Origin of the sequence: Paenibacillus xylanilyticus (assembly GCF_047246825.1) — a bacterium.
Lineage (GTDB): Bacteria > Bacillota > Bacilli > Paenibacillales > Paenibacillaceae > Paenibacillus > Paenibacillus xylanilyticus_B.
Genome location: NZ_JBFOLB010000001.1, coordinates 3,102,695 through 3,125,192, shown reverse-complemented (window position 1 = coordinate 3,125,192; position 22,498 = coordinate 3,102,695). Strand labels below are relative to the sequence as shown.

General features: G+C 46.1%; 20 protein-coding genes and 1 pseudogene. 16 read left to right on the top strand and 5 right to left on the bottom strand.

From position 1 onward, the window contains the following. Positions 1 to 218 precede the first annotated feature (218 nt). From AB3N00_RS13930 to AB3N00_RS13920, 3 genes are all read left to right on the top strand, one after another. Positions 219 to 638: a hypothetical protein gene (locus AB3N00_RS13930; protein WP_175397774.1), complete on the top strand. Its 420-nt coding sequence runs from the start codon at positions 219 to 221 to the stop codon at positions 636 to 638. A gap of 15 nt (positions 639 to 653) precedes the next feature. After that, positions 654 to 1,001, top strand: a complete 348-nt coding sequence (locus AB3N00_RS13925; protein ID WP_175397773.1) for a hypothetical protein — start codon at positions 654 to 656, stop codon at positions 999 to 1,001. A gap of 205 nt (positions 1,002 to 1,206) precedes the next feature. After that, positions 1,207 to 2,721, top strand: coding sequence for an alpha/beta hydrolase family protein (locus AB3N00_RS13920; RefSeq protein ID WP_413035047.1), 1,515 nt, complete (start codon positions 1,207 to 1,209; stop codon positions 2,719 to 2,721). Between the two features lie 26 nt (positions 2,722 to 2,747). On the opposite strand, the gene AB3N00_RS13915 is transcribed toward AB3N00_RS13920, so the two are convergent. Continuing rightward, on the bottom strand, positions 2,748 to 3,740 hold the full coding sequence (locus AB3N00_RS13915; RefSeq protein ID WP_413035046.1) for a MerR family transcriptional regulator: 993 nt from the start codon (positions 3,738 to 3,740) through the stop codon (positions 2,748 to 2,750). A 361-nt stretch (positions 3,741 to 4,101) separates the two neighbouring features. On the opposite strand from AB3N00_RS13915, the gene AB3N00_RS13910 reads away from it, so the two are divergent. Then, complete coding sequence (locus AB3N00_RS13910; RefSeq protein WP_175397771.1) at positions 4,102 to 5,004, top strand: SDR family oxidoreductase; 903 nt, start codon at positions 4,102 to 4,104, stop codon at positions 5,002 to 5,004. A gap of 98 nt (positions 5,005 to 5,102) precedes the next feature. Here AB3N00_RS13910 and AB3N00_RS13905 read toward each other — a convergent pair whose 3' ends face one another. Beyond that, positions 5,103 to 7,553 (bottom strand): transglutaminase domain-containing protein, encoded by a 2,451-nt coding sequence (locus AB3N00_RS13905; RefSeq protein WP_413035045.1) that lies wholly within the window; start codon positions 7,551 to 7,553, stop codon positions 5,103 to 5,105. 288 nt (positions 7,554 to 7,841) lie between these two features. Here AB3N00_RS13905 and AB3N00_RS13900 point away from each other — a divergent pair, with 288 nt between their 5' ends. Together AB3N00_RS13900 and AB3N00_RS13895 are read left to right on the top strand one after the other, a co-directional pair. Beyond that, positions 7,842 to 8,261: an ester cyclase gene (locus AB3N00_RS13900; RefSeq protein ID WP_413035044.1), complete on the top strand. Its 420-nt coding sequence runs from the start codon at positions 7,842 to 7,844 to the stop codon at positions 8,259 to 8,261. 220 nt (positions 8,262 to 8,481) lie between these two features. Continuing rightward, positions 8,482 to 10,860, top strand: coding sequence for a GH36-type glycosyl hydrolase domain-containing protein (locus AB3N00_RS13895; protein WP_413035043.1), 2,379 nt, complete (start codon positions 8,482 to 8,484; stop codon positions 10,858 to 10,860). Positions 10,861 to 11,027: 167 nt separating this feature from the next. On the opposite strand, the gene AB3N00_RS13890 is transcribed toward AB3N00_RS13895, so the two are convergent. Next, positions 11,028 to 11,795, bottom strand: coding sequence for a GNAT family N-acetyltransferase (locus tag AB3N00_RS13890; protein ID WP_413035042.1), 768 nt, complete (start codon positions 11,793 to 11,795; stop codon positions 11,028 to 11,030). 358 nt (positions 11,796 to 12,153) lie between these two features. Between AB3N00_RS13890 and AB3N00_RS13885 the strand changes: the two genes are divergently transcribed. From AB3N00_RS13885 to AB3N00_RS13875, 3 genes are read left to right on the top strand one after another with little or no spacing between them, the layout of a single operon-like run. Next, a complete protein-coding gene (locus tag AB3N00_RS13885) occupies positions 12,154 to 12,816 on the top strand; it encodes a M48 family metallopeptidase (RefSeq protein WP_413035041.1) in 663 nt (220 codons plus the stop codon). 56 nt (positions 12,817 to 12,872) lie between these two features. Further along, entirely contained in the window at positions 12,873 to 13,259 is a 387-nt protein-coding gene (locus AB3N00_RS13880; protein ID WP_413035040.1) for an iron chaperone, read from the top strand. Between the two features lie 55 nt (positions 13,260 to 13,314). Further along, the gene (locus AB3N00_RS13875; protein ID WP_175397764.1) at positions 13,315 to 13,848 is read left to right on the top strand and encodes an isochorismatase family protein; all 534 of its coding nucleotides are present in this window, start codon (positions 13,315 to 13,317) and stop codon (positions 13,846 to 13,848) included. 177 nt (positions 13,849 to 14,025) lie between these two features. On the opposite strand, the pseudogene AB3N00_RS13870 reads toward AB3N00_RS13875, so the two are convergent. After that, positions 14,026 to 14,091 (bottom strand): annotated as a pseudogene (locus AB3N00_RS13870) (putative holin-like toxin); the annotation flags it as partial. A 243-nt stretch (positions 14,092 to 14,334) separates the two neighbouring features. Here AB3N00_RS13870 and AB3N00_RS13865 point away from each other — a divergent pair. From AB3N00_RS13865 to AB3N00_RS13855, 3 genes are all read left to right on the top strand, one after another. Beyond that, the gene (locus tag AB3N00_RS13865) at positions 14,335 to 15,918 is read left to right on the top strand and encodes a glycosyltransferase family 39 protein (RefSeq protein ID WP_413035039.1); all 1,584 of its coding nucleotides are present in this window, start codon (positions 14,335 to 14,337) and stop codon (positions 15,916 to 15,918) included. A 4-nt stretch (positions 15,919 to 15,922) separates the two neighbouring features. Then, positions 15,923 to 16,507: a hypothetical protein gene (locus tag AB3N00_RS13860; protein ID WP_413035038.1), complete on the top strand. Its 585-nt coding sequence runs from the start codon at positions 15,923 to 15,925 to the stop codon at positions 16,505 to 16,507. 386 nt (positions 16,508 to 16,893) lie between these two features. Next, positions 16,894 to 17,880, top strand: a complete 987-nt coding sequence (locus AB3N00_RS13855; protein ID WP_413035037.1) for a phosphotransferase enzyme family protein — start codon at positions 16,894 to 16,896, stop codon at positions 17,878 to 17,880. 76 nt (positions 17,881 to 17,956) lie between these two features. Here the strand turns inward: AB3N00_RS13855 and AB3N00_RS13850 are convergent, their stop codons facing one another. Then, entirely contained in the window at positions 17,957 to 18,559 is a 603-nt protein-coding gene (locus AB3N00_RS13850; RefSeq protein WP_413035036.1) for a hypothetical protein, read from the bottom strand. Positions 18,560 to 18,786: 227 nt separating this feature from the next. On the opposite strand from AB3N00_RS13850, the gene AB3N00_RS13845 reads away from it, so the two are divergent. From AB3N00_RS13845 to AB3N00_RS13830, 4 genes are read left to right on the top strand one after another with little or no spacing between them, the layout of a single operon-like run. Continuing rightward, positions 18,787 to 19,359, top strand: a complete 573-nt coding sequence (locus AB3N00_RS13845; RefSeq protein WP_413035035.1) for an RNA polymerase sigma factor — start codon at positions 18,787 to 18,789, stop codon at positions 19,357 to 19,359. Then, positions 19,334 to 20,179 (top strand): hypothetical protein, encoded by an 846-nt coding sequence (locus tag AB3N00_RS13840; protein WP_413035034.1) that lies wholly within the window; start codon positions 19,334 to 19,336, stop codon positions 20,177 to 20,179. The genes AB3N00_RS13845 and AB3N00_RS13840 overlap by 26 nt, the downstream gene beginning before the upstream one ends. Beyond that, positions 20,160 to 21,035, top strand: a complete 876-nt coding sequence (locus tag AB3N00_RS13835; RefSeq protein ID WP_413035033.1) for an ABC transporter ATP-binding protein — start codon at positions 20,160 to 20,162, stop codon at positions 21,033 to 21,035. Before AB3N00_RS13840 ends, AB3N00_RS13835 begins: the two co-directional genes overlap by 20 nt. Next, positions 21,032 to 22,102, top strand: a complete 1,071-nt coding sequence (locus AB3N00_RS13830) for a hypothetical protein (RefSeq protein WP_413035032.1) — start codon at positions 21,032 to 21,034, stop codon at positions 22,100 to 22,102. The genes AB3N00_RS13835 and AB3N00_RS13830 overlap by 4 nt, the downstream gene beginning before the upstream one ends. The last annotated feature ends 396 nt before the right edge of the window (positions 22,103 to 22,498 follow it).

Sequence of the window (22,498 nt, the reverse complement as noted above, 5' to 3'; positions counted from 1 at the left end):
ATTTTTATTTGTCTTACAGAAGCAAAACGTGCTATGTGCGAGCATACTTCCCTCAAACTATGCAGCATCCGTAGAAGAGAGAAGCGGAAATTGCAGTAATGCCCTTTTATTTGTAAAAAAGCGTCGAAATAACAACGTAATTTATTGCTCAGCATGGTGGCTTACCTTATAATCAAGAGGATTGAAGAATTTGTAAAACATACTGGGGGAGTTTGCTAATGTTAGTAGGAAAAGGCGCAGTACGTGAGATGTCCAATGATATCGACAAGGTTATCCGAGAAATCGACCAAATCACTCAATCTAAAATTGACCGGGTGTCGGACAAGATTGATTCCGAATTGAACTCTTGTGGTCGTGAGCTTGCCAATGCAGCTACTACGCTATCTCAGATCAAACCTCTGATTGACAGACTGGTTGCACAGGTTGGACAAGACGCTCCCGATCATGTACAAGTACTTGTGACATCGATTGCACAAGAAGTGATGTCCAAAGTAATTGCTACTAGTGGCAACATTGACGAAGTTCAGAAGAACATTAAAGATGTGGACAAATTAACAAACGAAATTGATAGTCTCACTGACGAGATCGACAAGTTGACAGACAAGATTGATGAAATTACTGATAAGTATCAGAAATAGGGAGGTTCGGTCTCTATGAGCGATTACACACCACCTGTAGGTCAACCCAACTACATATCGGGTGGCTGGGGCAACAAACAAGCAAAAGAAACGGCTTTAAAAATAGATCATATCGCAGACAAGGCCAAGTTTGGCATTGAGATGCTGGGTGCAGGATTGGACGGCATAGATGCTATTGAAAAAGAACTGATTGAAATCTCCCATGCGCCTCAGCCTCCTACACAAGAACAGGTTCGATCCATGGCCCACCGTCTCGATGCACATCAAAAGCAGCTTCAACTGGCATTGGATCGGATTAAAGATATGATGACAGATATCGAAAAAGAAACAGATGCAATTCAAAAACCGCGTACATCATGGTGATTTTACGTTGTTTTCGAAATTAGGATATGTGGAAGGAGAGGGGAATCCCTCTCTTTTTTTATTGTTTTAAAGTAGTTTAGGTTCGTTTTCTTAAAAAATCCCCCTTGAATCTCCTGTTACTGGAGGTTTTATGATTGCAACTAGAAGAATTGCTGTACAGCTTGCAATTCGAAACGCAGCAAACAGACAAGGGGGAACTAGTATCATGAGGACAGTAGAATGGATCTATCTTATTTTCAACGTCGTAATGCTGGTGTGGTTGATCGGAGGGCGGAATAAGCCGCAGAAAAGGGTATGGGGAGGACTCGTCATATCGGGTGTGCTGCTGCTGATTCATGGATGGGTAGAGGGCATGCGTTGGCCGATGATTCCAGCGTACCTGCTCACATTGGTTCCACTGATTGGGATAATGGCAGAAGCAAGAAGACAGCAGCGCTCAGTGACGACAGTGGGCAAACATGCTGCAGCATCGTCTTCCAGCACGTCTGCAGTACAAAAAACTGGACGTGTTCGAATCATCGCAACGTCTATGTTGGTGTTGGTATACGCTGCCGTAACCGTTGGGCTACCGCTGCTTTTTCCGGTATTTTCATTTGAAAAGCTTACAGGTCCCTATGGAATCGGAACAGTATCCTATGACTGGACAGACAATAGTCGGGAGGAATTACTGACAAGTACAGCCGGGGACAAACGGGAACTGATGGTGCAGATCTGGTATCCCACAGATCCAGATGCCAAGGGAACAACAGCCCCTTATGTAAACGATCCAGCCGTATATGCAGCAGCCTTCAATGAAGTGCTGCAGCAGCCGAAGCTGTTATTTTCAAGTTTGGACCAAGTCAAAACACATGCGATTCAGGAAGCTTCATTATCAGATGCGGAAGCGCAATACCCGGTAATCCTTTTCTCTCATGGTCTGCATGGCTATGAAAATCAGAATACGTTCCAGGTGGAGCAGCTGGTTAGTCAAGGTTACATTGTTGTTGGCATTAATCACACGTATAGCAGTCTGGTATCTGTATTTCCGGATGGACGTGTGGCCCAGTTTGAATCGGAGGGGAAAGAAGGTTTCGAACAGCTGCAATTCAGTTATATGGACAAGCTCAACGAGACATGGGTGAAGGACGCGCAGTTTGTACTGGATGAGGTGGAGAAATTAGCCGCAGGAGATCCAAACGGGCGTTTTACCGGACATATGGATCTGGACAACATCGGCATGTTTGGACATTCATTTGGCGGGGCGACAACGGTACAGATGTTAATGGATGATCCGCGTGTCAAAGCAGGGATGAACATGGATGGTGTATTGTTTGGAGAGAAGCGCATTCCCGCTGAAGGGGTAGGCAAACCGTTTCTGATGATGAGTGCGGACACAACGGTCGCAGGTACAAGTGTAATGAGTAACGAAGAGATCGCGGCCATGGGCACGACCCGTCCGGAAGCCGAGAAATACTACGAGGAAGTATATGCCCGATATGAGCCAGTGACCGCAGGAGGGAACTTCTGGATGGAGCTGAGCAACACCAAACATCTGAGTTTCTCGGATCTTTATCTGATATCTCCCATTCTGGAATGGTCACAGGGTGTAGACGCACGTGGGGCACAACAATTGATAAACGATACAACGATCGACTTCTTCAATCACTATTTAAAAGGGCAATCGCTCCGTATGGATAGTGAAGTGGGGGAACATGCATCCTATTCGTTAAAAAAGGGCTAAAACGAAAAATGGAAGGAGACTGACGTTCAGTCTTCTTCCATTTGTTTTAACCGCAGCCTCATGCCTTCCTGAAGCAGGTTAATACCGTTAACAATTTCGCTCCATTCGGGGTTCAGCACCATACACAGTCTATTAAAACGAAGGATGCTCTCTGTAACGAAGTCCAGCATGTACCGGGCTTGTTTGCTAAAAAAGGCTTCTGGGTCTCCGGTATGTTCATTGCTGGCGTACATCATTACAAAATCCCAAACCATAGCCTGAACCGCAGGGCTGTCTGGTGGCCATTGCTTGGTCAGAGCCTCGGTGGTACGAATACGGATTTCCTCCATTTTTCTCACCCAGGCGTCAGCCTCAACCTGTGGATGGTTTGCCATGGTGAAGAAGGGCAGTTCGAGACGGGCCAGATCGGCAATATAGGCCGGATCATTAATGATCTCCTGAATTTCCTTCCAGGCCATTGTTTGTTTGGCAGATAATTTCGTATCTTTCATCAGGTATTTATCAAAAAAGTGCAAAAACGAGACTCTCCATTCCTGCGGGATCTCGTCCAGGAGATGAGATTCTTCCATCTTGGCGGAGACAAATTGCTTCCGTTTCTTGGCATGGGCCGTTAGTGAATCCACCAGGCTGGATACATAGGTGAGAGACTGACCGGAATTCAGTGAAGCTTCCGCTTCATGCTGTTTGGCTTGCTGCAAAATGGAGAGCATGGAGCTCATGGTGCTGATCTGGGTTTCCAGAGCTTCAATCTGCAGGTCCAGCGCCTGTGACATGCCCAGTTCACCGGACATGAGCCTGCGAATATCCGGTATGCCGAAATTCAGATAGCGCAGCGTAGTGATAAGCTCCAGCCGCCACAGGTCCTGCGGTGTATAGAGACGGTGCCCGCCTTCCGTATAAAGCGAGGGATGGACCAGTCCGATTTCGTCGTAATAACGAATGGTTTTAACGGTTGAACCGATCATTTTGGCAGCTTCACCGATCGAATATGTATCTTGGTTTAAATTCAATGAGATCACCTCATGATTGATTATATAACCTCCAGTCACTGGAGATTCAATGCGGAACAATGGCTATAAGGAATTGAGCAGGCCCAGTTTAAATTTGGCCCATCTCGGTTACAAAGAAAAGAGTGCAACTTTTATGAAAACAACAATAAATAAATTTAAATTTGCATGGTCACGAAGAGAACAGAAATAACCTGGAGAAACGAAGTGCTCGCTTAAAAGCTTTCTGCAAGAAAGCTGCATCGGAAGCATACGCCATCCCTGGATTTTCCCCTTAATAAAAGGGAGAGAAAAAAATCTGGGGATAACAGCGATCGTAAGGTTGTTCTGTGATCGTAGTGATCATCTGTAAATGACCGAGGAGGAATTGAACATGGCTAATCAAGACCAGCATACTGTACAAGATCCGACGACACAATATCCGAAGGCAACACCCGAGTGGAAGCAGCAGCAGGAAGAGCCTGGACTTCAGCGCGAGATGACACCTGTACCTGATGCAGGGGAAAAGAGCTACAAAGGCAGCGGACGTCTGACTGGACGCAAAGCCGTAGTTACCGGGGCGGACAGCGGGATTGGCCGTGCGGCAGCGATTGCTTTTGCCCGTGAAGGCGCGGATGTTGTGCTGTCCTACCTTCCGGAGGAAGAAGCCGACGCCAAAGAAGTGGTGCAGCTGATTGAAGAAGCAGGCCGCAAGGCTGTTGCGATTCCAGGTGACCTGAAGGATGAGAAATATTGCGAGCAGCTCATTGAATCTGCCGTAAAAGAGCTTGGCGGGATTGATATCCTTGCGAACGTGGCAGGTAAACAGCAGTTTGTTGAACAGATCGCCGATCTGACGACAGAACAATTCGATGCGACATTTAAGACGAATGTGTATTCTCTGTTCTGGCTCTGCAAAGCGGCTATAAAACATATGAAACCAGGCAGCTCCATCATCAATACGTCCTCCATTCAGGCGTACAGTCCTTCGCCAATTCTGCTGGACTATGCAACGACGAAGGCAGCCATCAACACGTTCAGCAAAGCACTCGCCCAGCAGGTCGGCAGCAAAGGCATCCGTGTGAATGTCGTTGCGCCAGGTCCGGTATGGACACCGCTTCAGATCGTAGGCGGACAACCCGTGGAGAAGCTTGCTAGTTTTGGCTCCAATACACCACTTGGTCGGGCAGGGCAGCCTGCCGAGATGGCACCTGCGTTTGTATTCCTGGCAAGTCAGGAATCCAGCTATGTGAGCGGCGAGACATTGAATGCCAATGGCGGTACAGTTAGTCCGTAAACATGAGATAACAGGCATCCATGATTGAAATAGTCGGTTAAACCAAGAACTCCATCCCCTGTTCATGGGAGATGGAGTTCTTTATTCTTTTTAGGGCATTAGTTTTGTTCCGGATTCGGCTCCAGAATTGCGTAACTGCCCAGTGTAGCCAATTGTGCCGTGTTCAAAAGGGCTTCATCCACCGCAGCAAGGGCTTCGCCTGCTGCTGTCATCAGTTCATCCGAGTTAACGGGCGAGGCAAATCTTAGAATAACCTGCTTCTCACCGTTTCTCAGTTCACTTTCAGCCTTCGTTTTGTATTCACTTAGCGAAGCGACTTCAAGATCGTTTTGCACATAATAGTCGTTTGCATCACTTTCGCCATTAAACAAAGTAAGTTCGGAATCGAGCCAATAATCTTTATCCGCTACCGTTTCCTGACTTGCAGCCGTTTCATCGTTTGCATTGTACAGGAAGTAAGGGATACCGGAGTTGGTTAGATTATTGGTGGCATCCACATGCAACCATTCACTTCCAATTTTGACCTTGTTCCACGCATGAGGGACACCACTGGAAGTTCCGGTGACAACAATGCTTTCCAGTCCGGACAGATCGGAGAGCAGTTTGTATACAGAAGCATAGCTGGCACATACACCAACACCTTTGACCAGAATGCCGTAGGTGGTGAATGAGTCATTATATTGTGGATCGGTGGTTTTGAAGTTGTTCTGCTCCGCACTTTCCAGCGCGGCATCATCATACTTCGCATTATCGTTCAGGTAATCATAAATCGCTTTGCGTTTCTCATCCTCGTTCATGCCATCCTTGATAATGGAAGCAACAACTTCGTTTGCTTTGGCAATAATCTCATCCTGTTTCTTTTGGATGGCTTCAGGGGATTCATTATAATGAATCGAAAGCGTCAATGTGCCGTAGTTGTATTCGAAGCCTTCCACACCCAGAACCAATGGATTCTGATACATTACTTTCAGTACAACATCCGAGAGCGTCGTGAAATTTTGGGCTTCAGGAAAAGCTTTCAAAGAGATCTTGTCTTGGGCAGCAATCATGTTTTTGGCCAACACTTCTTCTAATGCGGAATCCGCATTGATAAGTTCATCACCTGCAGCCGGTTCAGGAACCGTTTCCTGATTACCCTCTTCAACCTTTTGCTGTGTATTGGACTTCTGCTCGTCCACAAGGTTTTCTTCACCAGGTTCAGGCGTTGAAACTGGTTCATTTCTATCTTCCGACGGTGCATTTTCAGTCTCGTCTTCTTGTGCTGGTGCAGAGTTGGTGGGCTCAGCAGGTGAGGATTCGGCCGCAGAATCCGATACAGGAGCATCACTGTTGTTGATGACCGTAGGCACATCAGGTGCAGGGACGTAAGGCGTATCGTTCTTCGGTTCGATCAATCCGTTACTGGATTCCGCAACCGTTTGGTTTTCCAGTTTTGCCAAATCGTCTGTGGTTACAGACTCTACCCGTACATAACTGGTAAGAGCAGTTCCTTTGATGTGAAACGGAATGTTCGTTTCGTTAAACTCCGAAATCTCTACATTCGCGGTATCATAGACAATCCTTCCCTGTAATAATGAACCGTCAATATGTTCAATATTCGTTGCTTTGGGCAGTTCATTCACGTTTTTTAATTTCTTCATATATAGTTGTTCTGTCAATGCCATTGGCAACTGGTCAGAGAGTGGAGCAGTGGCAACACCATTACTGAAATTCGATTCCTTGTCCCCACTAACAGCGGTGACGTAATATTCACCCTTCATGCCATGATTTTGATAGGATGTCATTAGTTCATTGATAACACCAAGGCCGCCTTTTCCATCTCCATTGAAATCATCGAAGGACGTCTCGGTTGTAGTCGCTATAACCAGAGGATTACTTCCATTGTAGGCTTTCTCTGCGCCTTGCAGGGGGATGTTGTTCGTTTCAAAAATTACGGTTCGATCAGCACGATTATAAATTTTGTATTCTGTGGCGCCATCTACTTTGTCCCAAGTGAGTTTAAATCGTTTATTCTTGTCGATCTCATATTTGAGATGGGGGACAGGCACTTCGGACTTCACTGTGAATGGGATGATCATGGGTTTGTCGAGCGGTGTCAATTGGTCTGCATCGAGATCATAGTTAATCCGAATGTAATAGATTGGGGCACCGCCCCAAGTGCTTTGATTCTTGTTCTTCATTGAATTTGAGCTTAATACGCCCCACCCAAGAGGCTTGATGGAAACACTGTTGTCGTTGATTTCTGGTATGGCGTAAACTTTACTAGCTTCGAGTGCTTTAATATCGGTATGTACGCTAATCATATCACTTGCTTGCAGACGGCTATTTTTCAGATCAGCTTTGAATGTAAACTTGAATTCTTCGTCTTGAGCTACGTTATACATCGGCATGATCGATGGGTTCGATTCAGAGCCGTATTTCTGTTTCAAACTTAATATGGTAGAGCCTTCTTTTACAGTATCCTCCGTTGAAATCGTTTCCTCGTTACTGCTCTGACATCCAGCCAGCAGCACGGTAAGTGCAAACAATATAAAATACAGACGTTTCATGGTACACCGCTTTCCTGTTTTTCTTGATGAATCAGACATATTCAATTATGGATAAAAACTATCGTCGATCCTCTTATCAGCAAAACCTCCTATTAATTTCCTAATACCTTTTGCTAGTTTATGGTTATATAGTCTCATTGTCAAGGCATACGAAGAGGGTTGATAGTCCTATAGAACAGTAGAACAGGAAGGAAATCCCAGCATGAAATGGATGATAAAATAATGAAAGATGTACTTTTTAATGTCATCGAGGTTAAAGAGAAATTCAATGTGAATGGAGTGGAGTGAATGACACCAGAGCAGATTGTCCGAACTTTTTTTGAAGAAGTGCGATCAGGTCGGAATCTTGATTATGCAGATACATTAATGGCGGAGCAGGTACTGGCCCATCAGGTGATATCGGAAGAGGAAGTGACCGTAAGCAGGACGCCTTCCAATTATGCGGATCATGTGAGAGAAATGCTTCAAGCTTATGGCGAGTTTTCACTTGAGATTCAGGAACTGATTGCACATGGCGATAAAGTGTATGTACGCTGGAGACAAGCGGGTACCCATATTGGGGAAGTGGATGGATATACACCGACCAATCTGCCAGTGATTGAAATTGCCAGTGCCGTTTATCGCGTGCAGAATGAGAGGATTGCAGAATATTGGATTCAGATCGACAGGCTGGGAATTGAAAAACAAATGGAGCGCAATAAGAGCTGAGAATTCAGCTCTTTTTTTGTTAAGTCGATCCCCTTTAGCAGAGGTTTATTTTAAAAAGAATATTTTGCGATGTTTATGAGCCGAGCCATTTAATTCAGACGAAGTTGAACATTAATCCGTGACTGTAAGCGTTCCCGTGTTATAATGAATGAAGTTGTATACAAGTTACTAAAACGTTTTCTGTCATTCCAACTCCATAACCCGAAAGAGAGGTTCAGTGATGATCAGAGCAACGAAGGATAATGAATACTACGAACTGACAAGTCCCACAAGTATGCCCAAGGCATCAGGATTCCTCTGGAACGAAAAGATGATGATCCATATGAATTGCCGGGGATATGCTGTAGCCCAATTCATGCAGCCGGAGCCTGCCAAGTACTCGCATGCGCCAAATCTGGAGGCCAAGACATTCATGCAGCCGGAGCAGCCGTACTATGCCCATCATCCGGGACGATTTGTTTACATCAAAGATGAAGTAAATGGTGAAATTTTCTCGGCTCCGTATGAGCCGGTACGAAAACAAGCGGACAGTTATACATTTGCCGTCGGGAAACATGATATTCGCTGGAATGTTGTAAGCGATGACATCTCTATTGAGATGAGCCTGCGTCTGCCTAAGGAGGATGCCATGGAGCTGTGGCAGGTGAAGGTGAAGAACCTCTCTTCCCATAAACGCAAGCTGAGCATCTATCCGTATTTCACGGTTGGATATATGTCATGGATGAACCAGTCGGGTACGTACGTGGAGGATCTGCAGGGTATTGTTTGTTCGTCGGTCACGCCGTATCAGAAGTATCAGGATTATGCCAAGATCAAAAATTACAGTGACAAAACCTATCTGCTTGCCGATCGTAAGCCTGCTTCATGGGAAGTGAATCATGAGCATTTCGAAGGCGAAGGTGGCCTACACGCCCCGTCTGCTTTGCAGCTGGACGCCTTAGAGGGTGGGGATGCGAGATACGAGACACCTGTGGCTGTTCTTCAGTACAGATTGGAATTGGAGGCGGGAGAGGAGCAGGAGTATCGGTTTATTTTTGGCCCTGCTCATGATGAGGAAGAGATCGAACTCATCCGGCAGCGGTATTTTATTAAACAGAATACTGAAGGATTAGATGGCTTTGCCTTGGCCGAACAGGAATATGCAGCTTACGTTGCAGAAGGACAGGGGAACATTCAGATCCAGACACCGGATGACGGACTGAATAATTTTGTGAACCACTGGCTGCCACGTCAAATGTATTACCACGGCAAAACGAACCGGCTGACGACCGATCCGCAGACCCGGAACTATCTGCAGGATAACATGGGCATGAGTTATATTCGGCCACAGATTGCGCGTGAAGCATTCCTGACCGCCCTGGCACAGCAGCATGCAAGCGGCGCAATGCCAGATGGAATCATTTTGCACCCGGATGCGGAACTCAAATACATTAACCAGGTTCCTCATACGGATCACTGTATCTGGCTACCTGTCTGTATGAGTACGTATCTGGATGAAACGAATGATTACAGCATTTTGGAGGAGCAGGTTGCATTTGCCGACAGTGAGGAAAAAGCCTCAGTCCTGGAGCATATGAATCTTGCCATGCGCTGGTTAATTCAGGATCGGGACCATCGTGGCCTTAATTACATTAATCAGGGTGATTGGTGTGACCCGATGAACATGGTGGGGTACAAGGGCAAAGGGGTTTCGGGTTGGCTGACGATCGCGACAGCTTATGCGTTCAAGGTATGGGCTGATATTTCCGAGCAGGCGGGGCATCCCGCAGCAGCGCAGCAATTCCGAGAGGAAGCAGATCGGACCAATGCCATAGCGAATGAGTATCTGTGGGATGGCGAGTGGTATGCTCGCGGAATTACGGACGATAACGTCGTTTTCGGAATCAGCAAGGATCAGGAGGGACGTATCTTTATTAATCCTCAGGGTTGGGCACTGATGAGTGGTGCGGCAGACGAAGAGAAGCGGGAGAAGCTGATTCGGGCTGTAGAGGAACAATTGGAGACGCCATATGGTGTGGAAAAGCTGGCACCGTCCTTCACGGCCATGCGGGAGGATGTGGGCCGGGTCACGCAGAAACATCCGGGCAGCGCCGAAAATGGGGCAGTTTACAACCATGCTGCTGCGTTCTACATCTATGCACTGTATTTGGTGGGAGAAAAGGAGAACGCCTATCGTCTCCTGCGTAAAATGATTCCCGGTCCGGATGCAGATGATATCCTCCAGCGGGGCCAGTTACCTGTATTTATCCCGAATTATTATCGCGGGGCGTACAGACAATTTCCACGTACAGCAGGCCGCTCCAGCCATCTGTTCAATACAGGAACAGTACCTTGGGTGTACCGCTGCCTGATTGATGGACTGTTTGGCTTGCAGGGGCACGCCGAAGGATTGCTCGTTCGCCCGCAATTGCCTGCGGATTGGAACGAAGCATCGGTGACGCGATTGTTCCGCGGGGCCGAGCTGCATGTGAAGATGCAGCGGGATGCGTCTGTACGTGAGACCGAAGTGTATGTTAACGGTCAATTGATTGAGGGTGACATCATCAAGGATGTTCGAGCTGAGTTGAAATACGAGGTACTGGTGAAGCTTCCTTTGTAAAAGGTTGAGCAGATTACGATGAATATTGAACAGCTTGAACAGTGTGCTAAAAACGAGCTAATTACAGAAAAATGCCTTTCTTATTATATAAGGAAGGCATTTTTTGTGATGTGATATCACTGTGCGTATATGTATGGCTGATGAATAAAATCTGGAGCAGTTGATGCTCAGACTTGGTTGAATTCTTTGACCCTGTACCAATACCTATAGACCTCCGAGTAACCGAGCTTGGCATAAAGTCTTAATGCGGGTCGGTTATTCGCTACCACCTGCAAGTAACTGGATGTGGCACCCTGTCTTTTTCCCCAATGGAGGAGATGCAGAATCATCTGTTCAGCGAGTCCGCGGTTGCGATAGTTCACATCTGTAATAATGTCGTACAAGCCGATATAGCCGCGTTCCACAACGCCGAGCCCACAGGCAACGACTTGCCCGTCGACGGAGAGCGAGATGAGGGCCTTGCATGTGCGGATGTTGGACAGCATCTGTGTCATGGTTCTCCGTTGCAGGTTATTCACCTGGTTCAGCCGGCAAAAGTGGTCCAGCCACTCCTCTGTCAACTGCTCGTCGATTTGTACGAAAGAGTGTTTCGGTTCCTGTAAATGTTCCAGACTGCGGGTCTGAATGCTGGAGTGGTCCACAATGACATAACCTTTGTCCTGCAAGAGCTGGTCCAGATGATCCGGCTGAATAAAAGGCGTGATTTTAAAAATCGTACTGAGCTGATTGGAAGCATAGATTCGTTCACACTCATCAATCTTGGCATGCACGTCCTGGGTTGAATAATGGATGGGCTGTATGGAGTTGGCACGCTTCGTATATCCATTGGCAAAACGCAGAACCCAGCCATCGTAGAGCAGGGTGGATAAGGGCTGCCAGTGATTGAGGGATAGCTCCTCAATGGTTTTGTGGTCAGCTTCAGTCATAGGATTCATGGCGGTATCCTCCATTTCTATCACGTTATTTAGTTGCTTAAAATGTTGTGAAGTAGCCGTTCCGGTTACGAATCATTCTTCCGATCGCTGTTATTCCCAGATTCTTTTTTTATTCCCTTTTTAAAAGGGGGGAATCTGGGAATAAAAGCGAACGCTACGCTTCTTCAGAATCGATTTGGCCCCTGCTCTACTTCCGTATTTCATATCAAAGATTAAAGTTGAGATTTAACAAATAATAATACATATAAATGAATAAAAATACAATAATACTTAATTAAATATCTAATTGTTGTGCAGATGAGCTCGCGATGGTATACAATCGTATTGAATTGAGAACTTGAAAGAAGCGGAGCACAGCATGTTAACGATCAAATTAAACGAACACGTCATTCAATGTCATATGGTATATGGTAAACGCAAGAAAGTATCGATCACAATGGACCTGCCCTACATGGTTACCATTAAGGCGCCTAATGGTACGAGCGAAGAGATGATTAAGCAGCTTGTAGAGCAGCACGGTGAGGTTATTTTGAAGAAATCGGCCCTCATGCAGCAGGCCTTGGAAGGACCCCAGGCCAAGGCGTACGAGAAGGAAGGCAAGGGGACATTTTTGCTCTTTGGCAAGGAGCATGCCCTGCATGAATTAATTGAGGTAGAAGGACTTGTGGAAAAGGAGCTGCGGGCGAATCTGAAGAAGTTTTATTTTGCCGAGTGTAAAAGGGTTATTGGTGAACGCATCGGTCGCTATCAACAGGAGCTAAAGGTGAAGCCGAAGACAGTAGACATTGTGGAATCAGCCACCAAGTGGGGCAGCTGCAGCTGGGACAAAAAGCTCACATTCAACTATCGTCTGGCGATGGCACCACTGGAGGTCATTGATTATGTCATCATTCATGAGCTGTGCCACATTCATCATATGAACCATGATCGTTCCTTCTGGCGACGTGTCGGCAGCATCATGCCGGATTACAAAGTGAAGGAAGATTACCTGATGCGCAATGGCCGTGCCATGACGTTGTAAAAATTATATCCGTACCACGGCCCTGCTCGATGCACCCGTGGTGGAAGGAGTCCAAGATGGCTGAGGGTAACCATTATTCTGTACTGGTGGATGAGTATATCTCGGGGTTTACTCCAGATGTACAAGTAAGACTGCAGGCATTGAGACAGATTATTCACGAGTCTGCACCGAATGCGGAGGAGAAAATCAGCTACCAGATGCCAACGTATGCCTTGCATGGGAATCTGGTTCATTTTGCCGCATACAAGAATCACATTGGATTCTATCCTGCTCCCAGCGGAATCGAGGCATTTCGGAAGGAACTCTCCGTTTACAAAGGAGCCAAGGGTTCAGTACAGTTTCCCCTGGGTCAACCATTGCCGGAAGAACTCATCCGCCGAATCGTTGCATTTCGGGTGAAGGAAAATGTGGAGAAGGCAGTGGAAAAGAAACGAAAGAAGTAGTCAGCGTTGCGTTGGAGGAATAGACTCTTGATATTATGAAGTAGGGGAAGTGGCTATGAATAAAGCTTTGATCGTATTGGATGTACAATATGGAATTACATCGCTCAGGGATGTCAAAGTCCAGGTGGACAAGATTGAAGCGGTGATCGCTGATTTTGAACAGTGGAATGAGCCAATCATTTATATGAAGCATGTGGACTACATTCACGAAGGATCGTCACTCTTTTATAAGAATGCTGCGGGTCTGGAGATTGCGGTGGATACCGGTCGGCATCCAGTCTTGGAGAAGAGCAAACCGAGTGCTTTCAGTAATCCGAAGCTAAAAACTTGGCTCCATGAACATCAGGTTGAGCAAGTGTTTATCGTTGGATTTAATACAGAATATTGCTGCCTGTTTACAGCGATCACCGCCGAACATGAGGGATTCAAAGTTACCTTGATCGAGGACGCAACCGGTACGGTGAACACAGCAGATACATATGAAATGCCGGGATTGGACATTCAAGATTTTGTCGGTTCGATCCTAAACTGGTCCAATTGTATTGAGGTTCTATATGTGGAAGAGTATAAGGTAATGTACCGTATTTAGTGCTCTCTTCATGTGACATCTGAGATTAGAGTATTTTAAAATAAGGGGAGATTATACGTAAAATGCAAAGAGAGCCGTGCTGGTAACACGACTCACCGAGCAATAGCCGCTTTTAAGGGCGGTGGGCTTCAGCATTAGGAAAACAAATAGACCGCTACCTTTTGCGAAGAGGGCGGTCTATTTGTGTGAATTGGACAGAATAGCAACAATCAGAAAACCGAAGGTAAGCATCAGCATAATTGCTTAAAACACTGTCACAAGGCATCCCTCCTTTCGTAACGAGGTAGCCGACCGACCCTATTTAAGCCTAATCTATTGCTACATTGATTAAGCATATTTTGTAAGACCGATTTTCTTCGAAGACGGTCTTTTTTGTGTTTTATTAAAATCTCACAGAGACACCTTAGGCTGCACGCGAATTCAGCGATTTTTCAGTTAAAGCCATTATACTGTTTTCGAATCCTGTACTCGAAAAGGAGTTTTGGCATGTCTAAGGTGATCCATAAGACGCTTTATCTCATTCTTGTTTTCTTTGTTGGTTTGTTTATCGTTTCATCTTTGTTTGTGCGGGCGCAGTACAATTATGGCCTCTATGGAGACAATCCCATCCTGGGAACACAGCAATGGGGCATTTTCCTTCCGGTCATCATCCTGCTTCTTTTAACGGGTATCGTACTCTACAGGCTTTGCCTGAGATTGAACAAGTTCAGTCCAAAAGTAGTCGTTCCGCTGGTTCTGCTGTGTTCCATGGCGATTCAGATCGGAATCATCTTTGTGTTTCCAAGAGTGCCGACCGACGACTCACAGACGGTGGTTTCTCTTGCCATGAGCATGCTCTATGATCAGGATTATTCCTCGTTCGAAACGGGTGGATATCTTCACATGTTCCCGTTTAACTTTTCCATCGTGTTGTATTTAAAAACACTGCTGTACCTGTTCCCGGATAACTATCTGGTGATCAAGCTGTTTAATATTTTATTTTCAACGGTTACAACCTTTATGATTTATCTCATTTATAAGCAGCTGAACCCCAAATCTAAGGAACGGGATTACGGCGTTTTAATTTTTGCAGCGACGTACTTGCCTTCCTTATTCTTGAACAACCTGATTTACAACGATGTGATTGCAACGGCATTTCTGACATCCTGTTTATACTTTTTGCTTCGGTTTGTGCGTGAAAAATCCTGGAAGGCCATTCTTCTTGCTGCCATTTTTCTCGCGATCGGAAACTACTTCCGCAGTATCGGCGCCATTGTGCTGATTGCCGCAATCCTGTACATCCTGCTGAATATGCGGGGGATCGGCTTCAAGAAGGTGCTGGGCTCCATTGCCGTACTGGCTATCCTGTTTAATGTCCCGGGTTGGACCCAAAATGCAGTGCTGCAATCCACAGGTGCGGTAAGCGAACCGGTCGGTGAGAATTCGGCACCCGTCTATATGTGGCTGAACATGGGGATTAACCTTGAACGATTCGGATTCTGGGACAATATGGAGAGCTACCAAATTTATCAGAGGCAGGCCAATTACAATAAAGCCGATAGCACAGAACTCTTTAAGCAGGAAATTGAATCCAAGCTGTCGGAAGCGAGTGTAAGTGATCTGGTCCAAATGTATTACAAAAAGATCATATGGACCTGGACCGAAGGGACGTACCAGATGGATCGATACGGAATTGGCAATGAAAGCGCCTCTGGTATGGGGAGAGGAAGAGCAGGCGGAATCGCAGGCTCCTACAGTTATACCAATGGGGTAACAGACATGTTCCAAGGGGATTCTGTCTATCGAACGGGTGTGCTTTGGGTAGTATATGTGATGAATTTTATGATGTACTGTTTTATTTTCATCCGGTTGATCTGTGGGATTCGCGCTAAACGATATGATGAAGTCTCGTTGATTCTGGTGGTTCTCGGATTTATCGGTTTCTATATCTTATGGGAGATCAAATCACGCTATATCTATCCTGTATATCCGTTGCTTATTGTGTTGTCCTATATGGGATTCAAAGATGTGTATGAGATGATGTTCCACAGAAAACTCGGTTGGGGACGACCATCCCTGAGAAAAGGGTGATCCTATGCGAAAAAATAACTATTTCACATCTGTTCTGATCTTACTGATGGGCTGTTCTGTTCTGCTCGCTGCCTGTGATGTGATTACAGCCCAAACCATTACCAATACCGGTTCTGCGCAAGGCATGAATGGTGGTGGGATGATGAACGGTGGCGCTGATATGAACGGAGGGACACCGAGAGGCGGGGGCACAGGCATGAACGGCCGAACAGGGGGACCGAGTGAAAGGGGTGGCATGATGAATGCCGATCTTACAGGCAGAATTATCTCCATCGACGGGAATACAGTCACTGTGGAATTGCTTGAGTTTAAGGACAACTCATCACAGAACTCCGATAATCTGGGTCAGCAAGGGGGCGCTCCCGGGGGGAGCATGGAGATGAATGAAACCGGCGTTGAAATGAAGTTGACCCTAGATGCTGATGTTAGCATCACTGAAGGTATGGCAATGGGAGGACGGGGGAACACCAGCCAAAACACCAATTCGACAACAATCCAGGTGTCTGATCTGAAAGAAGGAGATGTCGTCATGGTCTGGTACAAGGAGAACACGGAAACGGTGGAACGAATGGCTGTTATCCAGTCCTAATAACGATTGCATACAGTGTTGGAATGGAGTAATATGGAAATAACTTGATTCCCGAAGGGAGTGAGCGTCATGAAACGACGGGCTAAGATGATGCAATGTCTGACTACAATTAAGGTGATGATGAACTGAATAGATGCGGTAGACAGATGGAGACAGAACGAGGTGAAAACTGCTTCGGATGGCGATTTGAAGTCTGCCGGGATATAGGGATATAACTGCTCATTTTCTGGTGTTGATGAGGTTTGTTTGCTCATGCATTTCGCAAATGACTCATGCATCACGAAATTTTTAAGCCGCAGGCATAGCCTGCGGCTTTTTGCGCGCAAAAACAGCCGTTCGGAATCTAAATGAGTTCTGCACTAAATGGCCGAAAAGGAGAACTGCCCATGCTAAAATTAAAATATTTATTTCACAATAGCGATCTCGCCGAGATGATTTTGAAAAACTGGAGTTACGACCCCGAGTCGCTGGATATGTTCCGGTATTATCGTATATCTTCAAACGCCGTGTATCCGTTCAGGGATCAGGGAGAGATCAGAATGCTTCGCTTTGCCCCAGCCCCGGAAAAAGATAAAACCAATCTCAGCGCTGAGCTGGAAGTGCTCAGCTATCTTCATCAGTGCCAATATGGAGCGATGGAGGCAGTACCTTCTAACGCAGGTACAGAGCTCTTGGAGGTCCAAACACCATGGGGCATGTATTATGCCTCTGTATTCAAGCGGGTACCCGGTATGCAGCTTGGCAGTACAGATCTAAATGATCAGGTCCTGTACAACTATGGTCAGGCGCTGGGCAAGCTGCATCATCTGGCTCGTGAATATACGCCGCTGGGGGCGAAACGCTGGAGTTATACCGATGTGCTGGACTGGATGGAGGAGGGATTGAGGGGCTTTCCAGATGAGACTGCTGCTGTTCATGAAGTGGAAATGCTCCGTACACATCTGTCGACCTGGCCTGTAACGAAACAAAATTTCGGATTCATTCACTACGATTTTGAGCTGGATAATGTGTTCTATGATGCGGAAAGTCAGTCCTGTTACGCCATTGACTTCGATGATGCCATGTATCATTGGTACGCGATGGATGTGGAGCAGAGTCTGGACAGTTTGCGTGAGGAAACGAAGCCGGAGCAATGGGAACAGAGGAAGCAAATGTTTATCCAGGGGTACTGGGCGGAAGCAGGAGAACACTATGATATGGAATCGATGTTTCCGGCTTGCCGGCGCTTTGCCAATCTGTACGGATACGTACGTATACTCCGGTCGACATCAGAACATTGGGCGCATGAGCCGGATTGGATGAGCGGTCTGAGATCAAGGCTTGCTGAAAGGATGAACGAAGTGGCGCAAGGATTTGGTCAGGCGATTATTTAAAATCGATCCCCAAAAGAGCACAGGCTATTTCCGTAAAAGGAAGTCCTGTGCTCTTTCCATTTATGTATTGTCGTGTTTAGTCCAGACTCAGATCAAAATCTGGCTCACACATATAATCAATCGGATAGAGATCATCTCTGGCTGAGATCAATGCACGAAGGTGAAGATAAAGATTGTTCGGCTGTACTGCGACACCATCAACACGGTAAGGAGCAAGGTCGGCTACGACAAATACATCTTCTGCATCATTACATCTGAAAATGACATTGTTCGGGTTAATTACTTCCTCCGGGTAGCTGTAAGTCATCACATGAAATGCTTGTCCGCGCCAATTGGTCTTGATGACTTTATAGGACTGGGTCTTCACCAGATCGATATAGCGTTCCAACGGAAAGGTATGTTCAAATTGCGTGATGTACCCCTTTTTATCCACATCAATCGTAAATTCCACATCGTAGCTCATGTGAAATTCTTCCTTATAGGTTCCCTTCATGATCTTCATCCCATCAAAATGAGATCCGAAAGCCGGGTCTTCCACATAGGGAATAGCAACAAGCCCAGGATCAACATGGTCGGTAATTTGGCTATTGCCTGAGATTCCCTTACTAAACTTGGATGGCTGTAGATCAATCGATCCAATCATCTTTCCAGCATAGGCTGGACTGCAGGTTATTCGCATAGTCATCTCCTTTGTTGTTAATCAGTAATTAGACGAAAGAGGCAGGCGAAAGTTTCACTAGAGATAAGGAAAAGATGTGATAAATACGACATGAGATCACTAGGCATATAGCAATATCGGGAATATGGGCATTTGGCTAATTTTGCTTGATGCAAATAAATGTAATAAACATTTTTGATCTTTTATGATCAAGTTATCGTTAATTGAATTGAGGGGGTGAGGGAGCGTTGGATGATGAAGAGTTGATTCATGAGATTCGTAAAGGCAGCCGAGCTGCGATGGAAGTATTGGTGAAGCGGCATTATCATTCGATATTTGCTTATGTGTACCGGAAAACGGGAGACTATCACACTGCTTATGATCTAACCCAAGAGGTATTCGTGAAAATGATGAAGTCTCTTGGTGGCTATCGGGAAAACGGGAAATTCAGTCACTGGCTGCTGAAGATTGCAGTGAACCATTGCATGGATTATTTTCGGGGACGCGAATTCAAACAGCAAAACAGAGTTAGTGAGTTAACGGAAGAGGCGCTCCCTGCCAGTGAGCACCAGAATGTGTGGAACATCTTCTATAAACGGCTTCAGAACGACCAGGTCAGGCAGGCGGTACTGAGTTTGCCTGAACAGCAGCGGAACGCAGTCATTCTGAACTATTACAATGGACTGAAGATCAGGGAAGTTGCCGAACTGACGGGAACCAACGAATCGACGGTGAAATCACGCATACGGTTGGGCATAACGAAATTAAAGGAGATCATTGTGGGAGGTGAGCGTGATGAAACGTACAGGAAGCCAAGATAAAAGGAAGCATATTGCTGAATTGGAGATGGAGGAGTACACCGAGATTGCCCCTTATTTAGATGACTATGTGGTTGAGTTTCCATCCGAGATAGAGATCGATCAGACGATCAGGGCACTGGAGGCACACATGCCGGGACAGATGAGCGATCATCTACAACAATCCCCTGGGAGGTCACTAAAAGAATTGTTCCAGCTCGTTTGGGGTGAGGTGATGATTTTCCACAAATCGTACTGGCTGGTATGTGCATTGCTTTTGTTGTGCGGATTCTGGTTGGGAACCCGCAGCACCATAAACCCGTACATGAGTGGGCTTGTACTGGTACCTGTCCCCTTTGTTCTCGGACTGTTGGAAGTATTCAAAGGTCGGGATTTGGGACTGATGGAAATCGAGTTGACCTGTAAAATTACGGCACAGCAGCTGATGCTCACCCGTTTGATCGTTGTGCTCGCGGCAAATATGGCATTTGTGGTGCTTCTTATGCTGGCGGTATCCGGGGGAGCAGGAGGTTCCATTTCATGGGGTGCCATCGGTCTATGGTATACGCAGCTAATAATTGCGGCAGGGGCTAGTTTGTGGCTGGCTATGCGTGTCCGGGGTGGGACAGCTGTTAGTATTTTCTTGGTCGTATGGTTTGGACTCTTATGGCTTGTATTAAGCAATCCACAATTCATTACCCTGGTGCAATCGATCCAGACGCCAGTTCTTATTGCACTCGCATTATGCGGAGTGATTCTGTTGATCAGTCAGATCGGTCAGATGACGCGAAAATATACATCTCAAACGGAAAGAGGTTATTCCTTTGATATTGACCATGGATAACGTATCCAAGAAGTACAGAAACAAGTGGGCTGTAAAATCGTTCTCGCTGGAACTGTCCAGCGGTGGCGTTTACGGTCTGCTCGGTCCGAATGGAGCGGGCAAAACAACATTGCTTCGCATGCTTGTAGACATCTCCAGGCCAACGTCGGGACAAATTATGTTGGATGGACAATCCATTGAACAGATGGGAGACGGTTATCGCGGTTTATTGGGCTATATGCCGCAGCGCTTTGGATTTTATAATCGTTTCAGTGCTCATAAATTTCTCATGTACATGTGTTCGTTGAAAGGGTTGGGTGTGACTCAAGCCGCTGTTCGTGTGCAGGAGACATTACGAATGGTTGATCTGGAACAGCAGGCACAGCATAAAATTCGTACGTTCTCTGGAGGCATGAGGCAGAGGCTCGGAATTGCACAAGCCTTGCTGAATGATCCGCAAATTCTAGTTCTCGACGAACCTACGGCTGGCCTTGACCCCAAGGAACGTATTCGCTTTCGCAACATTATCGGCGAGTTGGGAAGAGACCGGATTGTACTGTTATCAACGCATATTATCTCTGACCTGGAATTCTCGTGCAAGGAAATGATTCTGATGAACGAAGGTCAACTGATCACTCGGAACACGCCGGAAGAAATCATGAACAATATGAGAGGCAGCGTTTGGACGGCAACGTTAACGGAGCAGCAGCTTGCTGAACTTACCTCTCATTTCAAGATAAGTGGCTTGTCCTATCAGCCTGATGGCATTGTAGCTAGAATCTTGGCGAAAGAACGGCCTGTCCCACAAGCTATACCAGAGCCACCTCGACTTGAAGACGTATATATGCACTATTTTGATGAGGAGGCCACATCGTGATTCGGTTGACCCAGTTCGAATTTATTAAAATGATGACACGTAAAAGCGTTTATCTGGCACTCGCCGGGCTGCTTGTGCTTCTTGTTTTATACGCCTGTCTCGGACATTCCGGGCCATTGAACGGTACATCATATTACAAGCCCTATGAAGGAGCCATTACGGAGGAGAAGGTTCAGGCAGCGCAGGATCAGATGCAAAGCGAGGGTTACAGTGAAGAAGAGAATCAGAATCGATATGGTGTATTTTATGAGATCTCCATATTTTCGCCGGAATCCATCAAGAACTACACCAGATATGATGATAGCGGGAAGGCCATGGAACGAACCGTAACCGTCTCGGAAATTCACTATAATAAACCATGGGGCTATCTGTTGGAATACATTGATCAATTTGGAGTGCTCTTTATGATGATCATGATTCTGCTGGGACTGGCACCCGTATTTGCAGAGGAATATAGATTGGGAACGGCAGCATTACTGCGCAGCAGCAAACGTGGGAAAAGCCAAATCGTATCAGCTAAATTGATGGCTTCCATGGGATATGTGGTGCTATGCGTCATCTTATTTACAAGTGTCAACTTGCTGATTTACTGGTTAAGGTTTGGAAATTTGGGTGGGGCAGGTACACCTATTCAGAGTGTCGGGATGTATTTTCGGGGCTTTGACTATGAGTTCACCCCTTATCGGTTATCGGCAGTTCAGTATTATGGAGTACAGTTTGTCACTCATCTGGCAGGCAGCATGGTCTTTGGATGCATTGTGTTATGCGTCTCTGCGCTTAGTTCAACGTCGTTTGCAGCCATAGTCATTAATGTTGCGATTGTAGGCGTGCCTTATCTGGCATTTGATGTGTTGAACTTTAACCCGGGATGGGCCAAGTGGATTGAGGACTTTTCATTCAGTACCATGATGCGGGTAACGAGGCTTTTTCAAACTCCGGCTAGCTATTCCATATTTGGGCTGGAGCTGTCCTATTTGAATTTGTATCTGATCATCATGGCTGTAGTTACTATAGTAATTTTATTTGGCACATATCGTACGTTCCGCAATCGCGAGGTTTTTTCTTAATAGAAAAATATGAGGGAACATTACGTTATTGCAAAATCAGGTCCGCAGATTCTGCGGGCTTCTTTTTATGTTGTGGAACATGATGTGATCATTTCCAATCGTCCTGCACTTTTGATACAGTATCTGTAGTACACAGCGGAGGTATAACGATATGGAACATTCGCTCCAGGAGCTGATGCGCAACGCGTGAGCGGAAGAGAATACCTTTTTGTATATGCTGCATGAAGAAGCGCGTTTCGATCAGTTGTTATTCTCAGTTGGTTGATTCCAGGTTAAGCTGCCTGAATAATTCAGTTCATTTTGTGAGGAGAGCATCCTATGAATGTGAAGGATAAAGTGACCTTGCAGCGAGCTCTTCTATTGTAGGTATCAAACGGGCGTTTTCCTGTGTAAATG